The 14064-nt window shown below is 75.4% G+C and carries 14 protein-coding genes and 2 riboswitches; of the genes, 11 read left to right on the top strand and 3 right to left on the bottom strand.

From position 1 onward, the window contains the following. The first annotated feature begins 16 nt into the window (after positions 1-16). From ACRYRX_RS12175 to sigJ, 4 genes are all read left to right on the top strand, one after another. Positions 17-1075 (top strand): Gfo/Idh/MocA family protein, encoded by a 1059-nt coding sequence (locus ACRYRX_RS12175; protein WP_432512199.1) that lies wholly within the window; start codon positions 17-19, stop codon positions 1073-1075. 176 nt (positions 1076-1251) lie between these two features. Continuing rightward, positions 1252-2256 (top strand): substrate-binding domain-containing protein, encoded by a 1005-nt coding sequence (locus ACRYRX_RS12180; protein WP_432512200.1) that lies wholly within the window; start codon positions 1252-1254, stop codon positions 2254-2256. Between the two features lie 107 nt (positions 2257-2363). Then, positions 2364-3359 carry a Gfo/Idh/MocA family protein gene (locus tag ACRYRX_RS12185; protein WP_432512201.1) on the top strand — a complete coding sequence of 332 codons (996 nt, stop codon included), beginning with the start codon at positions 2364-2366 and terminating at the stop codon, positions 3357-3359. A 59-nt stretch (positions 3360-3418) separates the two neighbouring features. Then, entirely contained in the window at positions 3419-4336 is a 918-nt protein-coding gene (gene sigJ, locus ACRYRX_RS12190; protein WP_432512202.1) for an RNA polymerase sigma factor SigJ, read from the top strand. Positions 4337-4382: 46 nt separating this feature from the next. Here the strand turns inward: sigJ and ACRYRX_RS12195 are convergent, their stop codons facing one another. Further along, positions 4383-5381, bottom strand: a complete 999-nt coding sequence (locus ACRYRX_RS12195) for a sugar phosphate isomerase/epimerase family protein (RefSeq protein WP_432512203.1) — start codon at positions 5379-5381, stop codon at positions 4383-4385. A 25-nt stretch (positions 5382-5406) separates the two neighbouring features. Beyond that, a complete protein-coding gene (locus ACRYRX_RS12200) occupies positions 5407-6624 on the bottom strand; it encodes a Gfo/Idh/MocA family protein (RefSeq protein WP_432512204.1) in 1218 nt (405 codons plus the stop codon). A gap of 132 nt (positions 6625-6756) precedes the next feature. On the opposite strand from ACRYRX_RS12200, the gene ACRYRX_RS12205 reads away from it, so the two are divergent. From ACRYRX_RS12205 to ACRYRX_RS12220, 4 genes are all read left to right on the top strand, one after another. After that, positions 6757-7821 (top strand): LacI family DNA-binding transcriptional regulator, encoded by a 1065-nt coding sequence (locus ACRYRX_RS12205; RefSeq protein ID WP_432512205.1) that lies wholly within the window; start codon positions 6757-6759, stop codon positions 7819-7821. A gap of 14 nt (positions 7822-7835) precedes the next feature. Beyond that, a complete protein-coding gene (locus ACRYRX_RS12210; protein ID WP_432512206.1) occupies positions 7836-8225 on the top strand; it encodes a tautomerase family protein in 390 nt (129 codons plus the stop codon). A gap of 62 nt (positions 8226-8287) precedes the next feature. After that, positions 8288-8379: riboswitch (glycine riboswitch) on the top strand. 1 nt (position 8380) lies between these two features. Continuing rightward, a riboswitch (glycine riboswitch) is annotated at positions 8381-8483 on the top strand. Positions 8484-8522: 39 nt separating this feature from the next. Next, positions 8523-9635, top strand: a complete 1113-nt coding sequence (gcvT, locus tag ACRYRX_RS12215) for a glycine cleavage system aminomethyltransferase GcvT (protein WP_432512207.1) — start codon at positions 8523-8525, stop codon at positions 9633-9635. Between the two features lie 30 nt (positions 9636-9665). Beyond that, positions 9666-11024 (top strand): L-serine ammonia-lyase, encoded by a 1359-nt coding sequence (locus ACRYRX_RS12220; protein ID WP_432512309.1) that lies wholly within the window; start codon positions 9666-9668, stop codon positions 11022-11024. Here the strand turns inward: ACRYRX_RS12220 and ACRYRX_RS12225 are convergent. After that, positions 11005-11931, bottom strand: coding sequence for a LysR family transcriptional regulator (locus tag ACRYRX_RS12225; protein ID WP_432512208.1), 927 nt, complete (start codon positions 11929-11931; stop codon positions 11005-11007). The two genes, ACRYRX_RS12220 and ACRYRX_RS12225, sit on opposite strands and share 20 nt — an antisense overlap. 87 nt (positions 11932-12018) lie before the next feature. Here ACRYRX_RS12225 and ACRYRX_RS12230 point away from each other — a divergent pair, with 87 nt between their 5' ends. The 3 genes from ACRYRX_RS12230 to ACRYRX_RS12240 are packed head-to-tail and all read left to right on the top strand — an operon-like array spanning position 12019 to position 14052. After that, the gene (locus ACRYRX_RS12230; RefSeq protein ID WP_432512209.1) at positions 12019-13269 is read left to right on the top strand and encodes an MFS transporter; all 1251 of its coding nucleotides are present in this window, start codon (positions 12019-12021) and stop codon (positions 13267-13269) included. 40 nt (positions 13270-13309) lie between these two features. Continuing rightward, positions 13310-13681 (top strand): sterol carrier family protein, encoded by a 372-nt coding sequence (locus tag ACRYRX_RS12235; RefSeq protein WP_432512210.1) that lies wholly within the window; start codon positions 13310-13312, stop codon positions 13679-13681. After that, on the top strand, positions 13678-14052 hold the full coding sequence (locus ACRYRX_RS12240; RefSeq protein WP_432512211.1) for a hypothetical protein: 375 nt from the start codon (positions 13678-13680) through the stop codon (positions 14050-14052). Before ACRYRX_RS12235 ends, ACRYRX_RS12240 begins: the two co-directional genes overlap by 4 nt. The last annotated feature ends 12 nt before the right edge of the window (positions 14053-14064 follow it).

A 14064-nucleotide genomic window follows, 5' to 3' on the forward strand; every position in this document is an offset into this window, starting at 1 on the left:
GGAGCACGAACCCGTCATGAGCACGAGCAGCAACCCCACCACGAGCCCGGACACCGCCCGGCAGGGCTACGACCGGGACCGCCAGGTCCGGGTCGCCGTCCTCGGTGTCGGCATGATGGGGCAGGACCACGCTCGCCGGCTGGCGACGCTGACGGCCGGCGCCGAGCTCGTCGCCGTCAGCGACGTCGACGTGGCGCGCACCGACGCGGTGGCCGCGGAGTTCGGGGTCCGCGCGATCCACGACCCCAAGGCCGCGATCGCCGACCCCGAGGTCGACGCCCTGGTCATCGCCACGCCGGGCTTCACCCACGAGGAACTGGTCCTGCTGGCTCTCGAAGCGGGCAAGCCGGTGCTGTGCGAGAAGCCGCTGACGACGTCCGCGGAGACCTCGCGCAGGATCGTCGAGCGGGAGGCCGAGCTCGGCCGCCGGCTCGTCCAGGTCGGTTTCATGCGCCGCTTCGACGCCGGCTACCAGCAGCTGCGCGCCCTGATCGAGTCCGGTGAGTACGGCGCCCCGCTGTTCCTGCACTGCGCGCACCGCAACGCCACGACGCCGCCGAACTTCAACTCCGAGCAGCTCATGCTGGACTCGGTGGTGCACGAGGTCGACGTCACGCGCTACCTGACCGGCGAGGAGATCGTCGCGATCCGCGTCATCGCGCCGCGGTCGACCTCCTCCGCGCCCGAGGGCCTGCTCGACCCGCAGTTCGTCATCATGGAGACCGAGTCGGGCATCCTGGTGGACGTCGAGATCTTCGTGAACACCACGTTCGGGTACGAGGTCCGCACCGAGCTGGTGGCCGAGAAGGGCCAGGCCCGGATCGGCCTGCACGAGGGCATGGTGACCCAGTCCGCCGCCGGCTGGGGCGGGTCCATCACGAAGGACTTCAAGGAGCGCTTCGGCGCCGCCTACGACGTCGAGTTCCAGCGCTGGATCGACGCGGTCCGCGACGGCAGCAACGTCGACGGCCCGGGCGTGTGGGACGGCTACGCGGCCGCCGCGGTGTGCGCGGCGGGCGTGGAGTCGCTGCGGACCGGCGAGCGGGTCGAGATCGACCTGGGCCCGCGTCCCTGACGCAGCCCGCGACGCACTGCCCGCGGTGGCCGGGGTCCCGGCCACCGCGGGTGCACCACCCCCACGGATGCACCGCCCGGCCCGGCCGTCGGCGCAGGTGAGCAACACCAACCGGCCGGACTGACAGCCGATCCGCACGGTGCGGACGGCACCTGTCGATGAGGATGGGAACACACATGAAGAAGACTCGTGCAGGTTTCCGGACCGCGGCGATGCTGGCGGTGGCGGCGCTCGGGCTCGCGGCGTGCAGCAGCTCCGGCGGTGCGGCCGACGACAGCAGCGACGACGCCTCGGGCGGCCAGGCGGCCGCCACCCCGAAGTACAAGGTCGCGATGATCACCCACGCCTCCGCGGGTGACACGTTCTTCGACATCATCCGCAAGGGCGCCGACGCGGCGGCCAAGAAGGACGGCATCGAGTACCAGTACTCGAACAACGACAACGCCGCCCAGCAGGCCACGCTGATCCAGAACGCGGTCGACTCCAAGGTCGACGCCATCGCCGTGTCGATGCCGAACGCGCAGGCCCTCGAACCGGCCCTGGCGAACGCCAAGGCCGCCGGCATCCCGGTCGTCGGCTTCAACGCCGGCTTCAACGACTGGAAGGACCTCGGCCTCATCGGGTACTTCGGCCAGGACGAGTCCATCGCCGGCAACGCGGCCGGGGCCCGGCTGGGCACCGACGGCGCCAAGAAGGTCCTCTGCGTCATCCAGACGCAGGGCCAGGTGCAGCTGGAGGACCGCTGCAAGGGCGTGGCCAGCGGGCTGGGCTCGGCCGGCACGGTCGAGAACATCTACGTCAACGGCACCGACTCCTCGGCCGTCCAGACGACGCTGACCGCGAAGCTGCAGCAGGACTCCTCGATCGACCACGTCATCACCCTCGGCGCCCCGATCGCGCTGATCGCGACGCAGTCGATCACCGAGGCCGGCAGCTCCGCCAAGCTCGCCACGTTCGACACCAACGCCGAGCTCGTCCAGGCGATCGTCGACAAGAAGGTCGAGTGGGCCGTCGACCAGCAGCCCTACCTGCAGGGCTACGAGGCGATCGACTCGATCTGGCTGTACCTGACGAACGCCAACACCATCGGTGGTGGCAACGCGACCCTCACCGGCCCGGCGTTCATCGACGCGTCGAACATCGACGCGGTGTCGCAGTACGCCAAGGCCGGCACCCGCTGACCTGAGCGTCGGTCCGGCAGCACGAGACGAACCATCCCCGGGACCCCGGTGGGCGCTGCGCCCACCGGGGTCCTCCGTTCCCAGAACACGAGAGGTGCCCCGTGACCGTGAGGTTCGGACTGGTCGGCTACGGCAAGGGCGGGCGGTACTTCCACGCCCCGCTCATCGCGCACGCGCGGGGGTGCGAGCTCACCGCGGCGGTCACGCGCTCGCCGCAGCGCCGCGCCGACCTGGTCGCGGACCACCCGGGGGCGGTGGCCTTCGACGACCTGGCCTCGATGGCGGCCTCCGGGCTGGTCGACGCCGTGACGGTCACCACGACCGCGGACTCGCACGCCGACGTCGTCCTGGAGGCGGTGCGGCTGGGGCTGCCCGTCGTGTGCGACAAGCCGTTCGCCCTCGACAGCGGGACGGCGCAGGAGTGCGTCGACGCCGCGCGGGCCGCCGGTGTCCCGCTGTCCACCTACCAGAACCGCCGGTACGACAACGACTTCCGCACGGTCCGGGCGGTCGTGGACTCCGGGGCGCTCGGGCGGGTGCGGCGCGTGGAGTCGCGCATGGAGCAGTTCGCCCCGCCCGGCGGGGTCCCCGACTCCGGCGGGGGGATCCTGCTGGACCTGGGGGCGCACGTCGTCGACCAGGTGCTGCAGCTGGCCGGTCCCGTCGCGTCGGTGTACGCCGACTCCGAGCGGGACCGGTTCGCCCTGCAGCTGCGGCACGTCTCGGGCGTCGTCTCTGAGGTCGTGGGGGACCTGGCCCTGCACGGGCGCCCCGGCCCCCGGTTCCGGGTGTTCGGCACCGACGCGACCCTGGAGGTCCCGGCCGACGACCGGCAGGCCGACGTCCTGATGGCCGGGGGCACGCCCGCGGACGCGGGGTGGGGAGAGCTGCCCGAGGGGTCGTGGCCCACGCTGCACCGCGGGCGCGCCAGCACGCGGGTCCGGGCCGAGCGCGCGGACTGGCGCGACTTCTACGCGGGGTTCGCGGCGGCCGTGGCCGAGGGCGCACCCGTCCCGGTCGACCCCGCCGACTCCGTCGCCGGGCTCGTGCTGCTGGAGGCGGCGGCCCGCAGCGCGCGGACCGGGGAGGTCGTGCACCTCTGAACGGCCGCCCGTGGCACCCTGCCCCCGGGTGGTCGGCGGGTCCGGGGGAGGGGTGAGCGGTGGCGGTCGAGGAGACGGTGGACGTCCACGCCGAGCGGCGGCGGCTGGTGGCGCTGGCGTACCGGGTGCTCGGCACGACCGCCGAGGCCGAAGACGCCGTGCAGGAGACGTACCTCCGCTGGTACCGGCTGGGCGAGGCGGAGCGGGCGGCGGTGGTGAACCCGTCGGCCTGGCTCACGACGGTCGCGAGCCGCGTCTGCCTGGACGTGCTCGGGTCCGCGCGGCACCGCCGTGAGCGCTACGTGGGCCAGTGGCTGCCCGAACCCGTCCCGGCGCAGCACTTCGCCGGTTCGGCGGGGGAGGCGGCCGACCCGTTCGAGCGGGTCAGCCTGGCCGAGTCGGTCAGCACGGCCGTGCTGGTGGTCATGGAGGCCATGACGCCGGCGGAGCGGGTCGCGTTCGTGCTGCACGACGTCTTCGCGGTCCCGTTCGGTGAGGTCGCGGCGATCGTGGGCCGGACGCCGGCCGCCGTGCGGCAGCTGGCGTCCTCGGCGCGGCGGCGGGTCCGCGAGCGCGGGGCGGTGGGGCTGGACCGGGCCGTGCACGACGACGTCGTCCGGGCGTTCGCGCACGCGGCCGGCACGGGCGACCTGGCGGCGCTGTCGGCGTTGCTGGACCCGTCGGTGACGCTGGTCAGCGACGGCGGCGGGGTGGTCAGCGCGGCCCGGCGGCCGGTGCTGGGCGTCTCGAACGTCGCGCGGTTCGTCCTGGGCATCGCCTGCAAGGACCCGTCGCTGCGGCTGGAGCCCACCGTCACCGGGGACGGGCTGGCGTTCCTCCTGGTCGGCGGCGACGCCGGTGACCAGGGGGGACGGGTGCGCGCGGTGGTGAACTTCGGCGTCACGGACGGGCGGGTGCGCGAGGTGTGGATCCAGATGAACCCGGCGAAGCTGCGGGTGTGGGACGCCCGTCCCTGACGGGGCCCCGGCCGCCGGGCGGTACCGGCGGCCGGGGCCCGGCGGGTCAGACCCCGGCGGCGGCTGCGGCGTCCCGCAGCACCTTCGCGGCCACCTCCAGGCCCTCGACGCGGCCGAGCTCGACGTCCTCGTGCTCGATGTTGCAGATCATGTCCGGGTCGACCTCGTGCAGCGCGCGGAGGAACTCGGTCCAGAACGCGGTGTCGTGGCCCTTGCCGAGCGCGACGAAGTCCCACGCGGACTCCTTCGGCCACTCGTTGACCCACTCGTCGCCGCCGAGGTTGGTGCGGTCCTCGGAGGGGTCGAGGCGGCGGAACCGGTTGTCGAGCACGCCGTAGATCGCGGCGGCGGGGTTGATGCGGACGTCCTTGGCGGCGGCGTGGAACACCAGGGGGCCGAGGTCGCGGACGACGGCGACGGGGTCCATCTGCTGCCAGAACAGGTGCGAGGCGTCGAGTTCCACCCCGACGTGGGTGGCGCCGGTGCGCTCGACGAGCTCGCGCAGGTTCGCGGGGTTGAAGGCGACGTTCTGCGGGTGCAGTTCGAGGGCCACCTTCACGTCGAGCTCGCGGCCGAGGGCGTCGATCTCCTTCCAGAACGGGACGGCGACGGACCACTGGTACTCGATGATGTCCAGGTCGCGGGAGTTCCAGGCGTTGACGACCCAGGTGGGGTGGACCGCGGACGCGTCGGCGCCCGGCAGGCCGGACATCGTCACGACGCGGTTCTGGCCCAGCCGGTGGGCCAGCCGCACCGAGCGGCGGACGTCCTCGGCGTGCTTGTCGCCGATGGTCTTGTTGGGGTGCAGCGGGTTGCCGTTGCAGTTCAGGCCGGCGATCGACACGCCGGTGCCCTCGAAGACGCCGAGGAAGTCGTCGCGGGCGGTGTCGCTGACGAGGATGTCGTCGAAGGTGGGGACGTGCACGGCCGGGAGGAACCCGCCGGTGTTGATCTCGATGCCGGTCAGGCCGAGGCCGGCGATGACCTCCAGGGCCTCGGGCAGGGAGCGGTCGTGCAGGATCGCGTTGTAGACGCCGAGCTTCATGGGGTTCTCCGGGGGTTCGGTGCGGTCAGTCGACGGGGATGGTCTCACCTGCGGCGGCCGCGGCGCGGGTGACCGCGTCGAGCACGCGCAGGTTGTGCAGGCCGTGGGCCATCGGCGGCACCACCGGCAGGTCGCCGATCGGGGTTCCGGCGCCCCCGGCGATCTCGTTCAGGAACGCCCGGCACTGGAACGTGAAGAAGTCGTTCTGGCTGTGCCCGACGCTGGGGAAGTCCATGGGGAGGCCACCGGCGACGTAGGGGTGGGCGGGGCCCACGAGCACCTGGCGGTACCCGTTGACCACCCCGGGGGCGGTGCTGTCGGCGATGGTGAACTCGCCGGTGCGGTTGAGGTCGAAGGCACCGGCGCCGTTCTCGGCGAAGATCTCGAACCCGAGGCCGTTGGGCTGGCCGTGGGCGATGCGCGAGACGGAGAACGTGCCGGTCGCGCCGTTCGCGAAGGTCGCGGTGAAGGTGGCGAGGTCCTCGTTCTCGACGTCCTCGAACTCCGTCCCGACCTCGGACATCGCGTGCCCGACGACGACGCCGACGGGCTTGGGGCGGCGCGCGGTCACCTGGGAGAACACGGCGCCGCGGACCGACCGCACCGGGCCGCAGAAGAACTCGCCGAGGTCGACGACGTGGCTGCCGATGTCGGCCAGCGCGCCGGAGCCGGGGCCGCCCTTGTAGCGCCAGCTGATCGGCGCGCCCGGGTTGGCGGCGTAGTCGCACCAGTAGTGCCCGTTGAAGTGCCGGACCTCGCCGAGGTGGCCGTTGCGGACCTGCTCGCGCAGGGCGTTGATCGCGGGGGAGCGGCGGAAGGTGAAGCCGACCGCGGCGACGAGGTCGGGGCGGGCGGCGGCCGCGGCGACCATGGCCTCGGCGTCGGCGACGGAGGGGGCCAGCGGCTTCTCGCACAGGACGTGCTTGCCGGCGGCGAGCAGCCCCTCGACGATCTCGCGGTGCAGGTGGTTGGCGACGACGACGCTGACGGCGTCGACGTCGTCGGCCTCGGCGACGGCCTGCCAGCTCGTCTCGGCGCGCTCGTAGCCGTAGCGGGTGGCGGCGGCCTCGGCGAAGGGGGCGTGCGCGTCGGCGACGGCCACGAGGCGGACGGGGGGCAGCCCCTCCCCGTAGGCCCCGCCGGTGAGGGTGGTGGCGGTGCGGTAGCCGGCGATGTGGGCGCGACCGGCCATGCCGGCGCCGATGACGGCGACGCCGAGGGGGCGCGTGCGGGTGGCAGACATCCTCGTGGGCCTCTCAGGACTGGGTGGGGGGTGCACCGACGGTGGTGCGGACCGGTTTTCAAACCGGTTTGAACAGCCACGAGTAGAATCGGTTCGAACCACCGTCGATGTCAAGCTGTCCCAGGAGGTCCGGTGCCCGGTCCGGTCGGTCGCCCCACGATCAAGGACGTCGCCGCGCTGGCGGGCGTCTCCAAGGGGATGGTCTCCCTGGCGCTGCGGGGTGCGGCGGGACCGAGCGCGCAGACCGCGGCGCGCGTGCTGCGGGCCGCCGAGGAGCTCGGCTACCGCGCGGACCGGGCCGCGAGCTCGCTGGCGCTGCGCCGCACGCGACTGCTGGGGGTCGCCATGAGCGTCCGCAACGCCTACCACGCCGAGCTCGTCGAGGAGCTGGTGTCGGCGGCCGAGGAAGCCGGGTACGAGGTGGTCCTGGCCCCGGTCGGCCGCACCCGCGGGGAGCGGGTCGCCGTCGAGACGCTGCTGGACTCCCGGTGCGAGGCGCTGCTGCTGCTCGGGCCGGAGTCCAGCCCCCTGGAGCTCGCCCGGCTCGACGCCCGGGCCCCCGTCGTGGTCCTGGGCCGCCGGGCGCGGGCCGGGGCGGCGCCGGGCCGGGGGCCCGACGTCGTGCGCGCCTCGGACGAGGTGGGGATGCGGCTGGTGGTCGAGCACCTCGCCGCGCTGGGCCACCGCGACCTGCTGCACGTCGGCGGGGGAGCCGGGGACATCGCCGCGGACCGCCGCGCGGGCGTCGAGGCGGCCGCCGCGGCGCTGGGGCTGCGGACCCGTGCGGTCGAGGCGGGGTTCGACGAGGAGTCGGGGGTGGCCGCGGCCCGCCGCGCCCTGCGGGAGGGGTGGGCGCCGACGGCCGTGGTGGCGGTCAACGACCGGGTCGCGGTCGGGTTCCTGGACGTGCTCAACCGCGAGGGCGTGGCCGTCCCGGGCGACGTGTCGCTGACCGGGTACGACGACAGCCCGCTCGCCCAGCTCGGGCACGTGCGGCTGACGTCGGTGAGCCAGGACCCGGCCGAGCAGGCGCGCTGCGCGGTGCGGCTGGCGGTGGGCCGGCTCGACGGTGCCGGGGGCGAGGAGGGCGCCGACGAGGGCCCGGTGGACGTGGTGCTCGAACCGCGGCTGGTCGTGCGCGGTACGACCGGGGTTCCCGGCGGCGGACTAACATGTCAGAATGACAGGACAAACTAGTCCTGGAGGTTCCCGTGCCCCTGCTCCGCTTCGACCTCGTCGCCGGCCGCACCCAGGCCGAGCTCACCACCCTGCTCGACGCCGCCCACGCCGCCGTCGTGGAAGCCTTCGAGGTCCCCGACGGCGACCGCTACCAGGTCGTGCACCAGCACCCCGCGGGCGAGATGGTCGTCCACGACACCGGCCTGGGCATCGACCGCACCCGGGACGTCGTCGTCCTGCAGATGACCAGCCGCAAGCGCACCCAGCAGCAGAAGGAGGACTTCTACCGGCTGCTGACGCGCAACCTCGAGAAGGAGGCCGGCATCGCCCCCAGCGACGTCGTCGTCTCCGTCGTCGAGAACGCCGACGCCGACTGGTCCTTCGGGCACGGGCGCGCGCAGTTCCTCACCGGCGAGCTGTAGCCGCTCCGGTGGCCGTGTGCGAGGCTGTCCGGCGAAGCACGGACAACTGAACACACGGCCGCTGCGCCCCGGCGGGAGAGCGCCACCGCCCGCGGTGGACACCGAAGGAGCAACCACCCCGGAACCTCTCAGGTCCACGTACCGCCACGGGCAGGCCGCTCTGGAAAGCAGGACCCCTCCGGGTCCTCACCGACGGGGAAAGCCCGTGCGCGGCGCCGCGCACCGGGTGAAGCTCTCAGGTCCCGCGACAGAGGGGGTCCACCCGGCCGCACCCGCGGCCGCGACGAGAGGAGCCCCTTGACCACCGCCGCCGCCGCCCCCACCGCCAGCCCGCTCGCCGCCCGGCACGCGGCCCTCGGCGCCTCCTTCACCGACTTCGCCGGCTGGTCCATGCCGCTGCGCTACACCTCCGAGCTCGCCGAGCACCGCGCCGTGCGCGAGACCGCCGGCCTGTTCGACCTCTCCCACATGGGCGAGATCCGCGTCAGCGGCCCCGGCGCCGCCGCCGCCCTCGACGCCGCCCTCGTCGGCCGCCCCTCCGCGATGCCGATCGGCCGCGCCGCGTACGGCCTCGTCGTCGACGCCGACGGCGGCATCGTCGACGACCTCGTGACCTACCGCCTCGACGAGCAGGAGTTCCTCGTCGTCGCCAACGCCGCGAACGTCGAACCCGTCGTCGTCGCCCTCGCCGACCGGGCCCGCCCCCACGACGCGCACGTCGCCGACGAGACCGCCCGCTGGGCCCTGCTCGCCGTCCAGGGCCCCGCCTCCGCCGCCGCCCTCGCACCCCTGGTGGCCGCCGACCTCGGCGCGCTCGGCTACTACCGCTGCACGCCCACCACCCTGAGCGGCGCCGACGTCCTGCTCGCCCGCACCGGCTACACCGGGGAGGACGGGTTCGAGGTCCTCGTGCCCGTCGCCGACGCCGAGCGCGCCTGGGACCTCCTGCTGGCCGCGACCCGCGAGCACGGCGGCGTGCCCGCCGGGCTGGCCTGCCGCGACACGCTGCGCCTGGAGGCCGGGATGCCGCTGTACGGGCACGAGCTGCGCCGCGACGTCAGCCCCTACGCCGCCGGCCTCGGGCGGATCGTCCACCTCGACAAGGACCCCGGCACCGTCGGGCTGGAGGCGCTGCGCCGGCTCGCCGCCGAAGAACCCCCGCGCGTCCTCGTCGGGCTCGCCGGCACCGGCCGGCGCGCCCCCCGCGCCGGGTACGCCGTCGTCTCTGGCGGCGCCGTCGTCGGGGAGGTCACCAGCGGGGCGCTGTCCCCGACGCTGGGCCACCCCGTCGCCCTGGCCCACGTCGACCGCGCCCACGCCGCGCCGGGCACCGCCCTGGGCGTCGACGTCCGCGGGACCGAGCTGCCCGTGCAGGTCGTCCCGCTGCCCTTCTACCGCCGGGAGCGCTGAGGCGTGGCCGGGCCCCTGTCCGTCTTCGACATGTTCTCGATCGGCATCGGCCCCTCGAGCTCGCACACCGTCGGCCCCATGCGGGCCGCGCTCGCGTTCGCCGAGGGCCTCGACCTCGACCGGGTGCACTCGGTCACCGTCGACCTGCACGGCTCCCTGGGCGCCACCGGCCGCGGCCACGGCAGCGACCGCGCCGTCGTCCTGGGGCTGCTCGGCGAACGCCCCGAGGACGTCGACCCCGACGCCGTCGAGGGCCACCTCGACGAGATCCGCCGCACCGGGGAACTGCACCTGCTGGGCCGGCGCGCCGTCCGCTTCGACCTCGACGCCGACGTCCGGCTCGTCGCCCGCTCGCTGCCGGCCCACCCCAACGGCATGGTGTTCACCGCCCGCGACGCCCACGGCGCCGTCGTCGCCGAACGGACGTCCTACTCCGTCGGCGGCGGGTTCGTGAAGGACCACCCGCTGGAACCCGACGCGCCCGTCGCCGGCCCCGGCCCCGGCCTGCCGTGGGGTTTCCGCACCGGCGCCGAGCTCCTGGAGCACTGCCGCGCCACCGGCCTGGGCGTCGCGGACCTGGTGCGGCGCAACGAGGAGAGCATCCGGCCCGCCGCCGACGTCGACGCCGGGCTGCTGCGCGTCTTCGCCGCGATGCGGGCCTGCGTCGACCACGGCCTGGTCACCGACGGGGTGCTGCCCGGCGGGCTCGGCGTCCGCCGCCGCGCGCCGGGGCTGCACCGGCAACTGCTCGCCGAGGAGGGCCGCTCCGGCTCCGACGTCCTGCACGCCATGGACTGGGTGAGCCTGTTCGCGCTCGCCGTCAACGAGGAGAACGCCGCCGGCGGGCGGGTCGTGACCGCCCCCACCAACGGGGCCGCCGGGATCGTCCCGGCCGTCCTGCACTTCTACCGCCGCTTCGTGCCCGGCGCCGACGACGCCGGGACCGTCCGGTTCCTGCTGGCCGCCGGCGGCGTCGGCATCGTCCTGAAGGAGACCGGTTCCATCTCCGGGGCCGAGGTCGGCTGCCAGGGCGAGGTCGGGTCCGCGAGCGCGATGGCCGCCGCCGGGCTCACCGAGGTCCTCGGCGGGACCCCCGAGCAGGTGGAGAACGCCGCCGAGATCGCCGTCGAGCACCACCTCGGGCTGACGTGCGACCCCGTCGGCGGGCTCGTGCAGATCCCCTGCATCGAGCGCAACGCCGTCGGCGCCACCACCGCCATCCACGCCGCCCGCACCGCGATGCGCGGCGACGGCCGCCACGTCGTCAGCCTCGACACCGCCATCGCCACGATGCGGCAGACCGGCGCGCACATGCGCTCGGAGTACAAGGAGACGTCGCTGGGCGGCCTCGCGCTGACCGTGGTGGGGGTCAACGTCCCCGAGTGCTGACCCGGGCGCGGCGCACGTCGTCGTCGACGGCGGCCAGGAACGCCGTGACGGCCTTGCGGGCCGGGCGGTCCGCGGTCGGGCGGACGGTCGCCAGCGACAGCGACCACGCCAGGTCCCCGGCGCCGCCGGGCCGCACCGGCTGCTCGTGGACCCCGGCGGGGACCGGCACCGTGCCGGGGACGAACGCGACGCCCAGCCCCGCGGCGACGTAGGCGGGGAACGAGGAGACGTCCGGGACCTCCAGGACGACCGCGCGCCGGACCCCGGCCCGGTCGAACAGCGCGTCCACCTGCAGCCGGTTGCCGAACCCCGGCGGCCCGTCGATCCACCGCTCCCCGGCCACGTCGCCCAGGTCGACGGGGGAGGGCGAGGCCAGCGGGTGACCGCGCGGCAGCAGCAGCCGGAAGCTGGTGCGCACCAGCGGCCGCAGCTCCACCCGCCCCGGGGGGCGGAACGGCCAGGACAGGAACGCGACGTCGAGCTCGCCCTCGCCCAGCGCCCGCAGCAGCCCCCGCGAGCCGTCCGCCACGACGCGCATCGACACCGAGACCCGCGGGTGCGCGGCGGTGAACCGGTGCAGCAGGCGGGGCAGGTCCACCGGCTGCATCGTCGTCACGACGCCGACGGCCAGCGGGCCGGAGGGCCCGTCCCCGGCCTCGCGGACGACGGCGCGGGCCTCGGTGACCCCCGCCAGCAACCGCCGCGCCCGCGGCAGCAGGGCCCGCCCGGCGTCGGTGGGCACGGCCCGGCGGGACGTGCGGGTGAACAGCACGACGCCCAGGTCCTCCTCCAGCGCGCGCACCACCGTGCTCACCGCCGACTGCGCCGCCCCCAGCCTCCGGGCCGCGGCGCTGATCGTGCCGGTCTCCACCACGGCCAGGAACACCTCGAGCTGACGCAGCTCCACACCCTCTCCCATCGCTCGCAGCGATGGATCCTCCCATCGCCCAGCGCTGGGACGGAAGGACGGGAACAGCGGCCGGTTGCAGCCGCCATGACCTCGCCCCGCCGGCACCGCCTCGGCTTCCTGCTCGTCGCGACCGCCTTCGCCACCGCGATGGCCTTCGCCACCGTGCCCACGCCCCTGTGGGCCCTGTACCGGCTCCGCGACGGGCTGCCCACAGTGGTGGTCACCGTCGCCTTCGCCGTCTACGCCGCCGGCGTGGCGATCACCCTGTTCACCGTCGGGCACCTGTCCGACCACCTCGGCCGCCGCCGCGTCCTCGTCCCCGCCCTGGCCCTCGAAGCCGTCGCGGCCCTGGCCCTGACCCTCACCCCGGACGTCGTCGTGCTCGTCGCCGCCCGGCTGCTCACCGGCCTGGCCGTGGGGGCCGTCACCCCCACCGCGACGGCCTGGCTGGCCGAGCTGCACGGGCGCACCGCCTCCCGCCGCCCCGGCACCGCCGCCGTCGTGGCGACCGCCGCCAACCTCGGCGGCCTCGGCCTCGGCTCCCTCGTCGCCGGGTTCCTCGTCGGGCACCTCGGCGACCCGCTGCGCGTCCCGCACCTGGTCTTCCTCGCCCTGCTCGCCGTCCTGACCGCCGCCGTCGCCCTCGTCCCCGAGACCGTCCCCGCCGCCGTGCGGGCCGAGCGCCGCCCCTACCGCGTCCAGCGCCTCGTGGTCCCCGCCGCGGCCCGCGGCCGCTACCTGGCCGCGGCGCTCGCCTCCTTCGGGCTCTTCGCCGTCATGGGGCTGTTCAGCTCGCTGGCCCCCGCGGTCCTGACCTCCCTGGGTCACCCCGGGGCCGTGGCCGCCGGCGCGACAGCCTTCTCCGTGTTCGCCGCCGCGGCCCTTAGCCAGGTCCTGCTCGTGCGGCTGCACCCGCACCACCAGGTGCGCCTCGGGCTCGTCCTGACCGCCGCCGGGGTCCTGGTCCTGGGCTCGGGCGTCCTGGCCGGGGCCGTCGCCCTGTTCACCGGCGGCGGGGTCCTCGCCGGCGCCGGGGTCGGCGTCCTGCTCAAGGGGTCGCTGGCGACGGCGACGGCGCTGGCCCCCGCCGCCGCGCGCGGCGAGGCGGCCGCGGGCGTCTTCCTGGCCGGGTACCTGGGCATGGCCGTGCCCGCCCTCGCGGTGGGGTTCAGCTCCTCGGCGGGGGTCGCCCTGGACGTCTCGGTGCCGGTCCTGGCCGCCGCCGTGCTGCTCGTCCTGGCCGCCGTGGCCCTGGCCCTGCGCGGGAACCCCGGACCCGCCGCGGCGCCGCCGGCCCCGGCGCCCGCCGACGCCGGGCACCGGGTGCGAGCATGAGGCGGTGCCCGCCCGTCGCCGAACCGACCCGGGCGAGGGGATGACCGCCCTCCGCCTCGCCGTCCAGACCCTCGACGAGGGCGGCGCCCCCGCCCGCGCGGTGCTCGCCACCGCCGTCCGGTACACGCTGGAGGAGCTGGCGGCCCGCCACCCCGGCGGCAGCGTGGAGGTCCGCGTGCCGCCCTTCGCCGCCGTGCAGGTCCTCCAGGGCCCGCGGCACACCCGCGGCACCCCGCCGGCCGTCGTGGAGATGGACGCACCCACCTGGCTGGCGCTGGCCACCGGGTCGCTGACCTTCGAGCAGGCCCGCGGGGACGGGCGGGTCCGGGCCAGCGGCCAGCGCGCCGACCTGGGCGGGCTGCTGCCGCTGGTGGCGCCGCCGGACGCCGGAGCACGTACCGTTCTCCCGTGAGCGAGCAGTCCCAGCCCCCGCCGGCGCAGCCCCCCGTCGAGGAGGGCGCGGCCCCCGAGGCCGAGCGCGAGGCCGAGCGCGACGGCGAGCGCGAGGGCACCGCGTTCGTGCAGGTCACCCGGCGCCGGGCCCCCCGCTTCCGCGCCTTCGCCGCCACCGGCCTGGTGCTGGCCTTCGTCGTCGCCGCGGTCGTCGCGTTCACCACCCCGCCCTCGGCGGGGTACTCCCAGCAGGCGCTGTTCGGCTACCTGTTCTGCTCCCTCGGGCTCGTGCTCGTCCTGCTCGGGGCGCTCGTCGCGGTGCTCGTGGACCGGCGCACCGGGACCCGCCCCGAACCGCGCCGACGGCGCGGGAAGCGCCGCGGGGTGTGACACACTCGAGTC

Origin of the sequence: Kineococcus lubricus (genome assembly GCF_050871965.1) — a bacterium.
GTDB lineage: Bacteria > Actinomycetota > Actinomycetes > Actinomycetales > Kineococcaceae > Kineococcus.

Bases quoted from the DNA above. Each gene is read 5' to 3' on its own strand.
- ACRYRX_RS12175 (WP_432512199.1), top strand. From the start codon at position 17: ATGAGCACGAGCAGCAACCCCACCACGAGCCCGGACACCGCCCGGCAG.
- ACRYRX_RS12180 (WP_432512200.1), top strand. From the start codon at position 1,252: ATGAAGAAGACTCGTGCAGGTTTCCGGACCGCGGCGATGCTGGCGGTG.
- ACRYRX_RS12195 (WP_432512203.1), bottom strand. From the start codon at position 5,381: ATGAAGCTCGGCGTCTACAACGCGATCCTGCACGACCGCTCCCTGCCC.
- ACRYRX_RS12200 (WP_432512204.1), bottom strand. From the start codon at position 6,624: ATGTCTGCCACCCGCACGCGCCCCCTCGGCGTCGCCGTCATCGGCGCC.
- ACRYRX_RS12220 (WP_432512309.1), top strand. From the start codon at position 9,666: ATGTTCTCGATCGGCATCGGCCCCTCGAGCTCGCACACCGTCGGCCCC.
- ACRYRX_RS12230 (WP_432512209.1), top strand. From the start codon at position 12,019: ATGACCTCGCCCCGCCGGCACCGCCTCGGCTTCCTGCTCGTCGCGACC.
- ACRYRX_RS12235 (WP_432512210.1), top strand. From the start codon at position 13,310: ATGACCGCCCTCCGCCTCGCCGTCCAGACCCTCGACGAGGGCGGCGCC.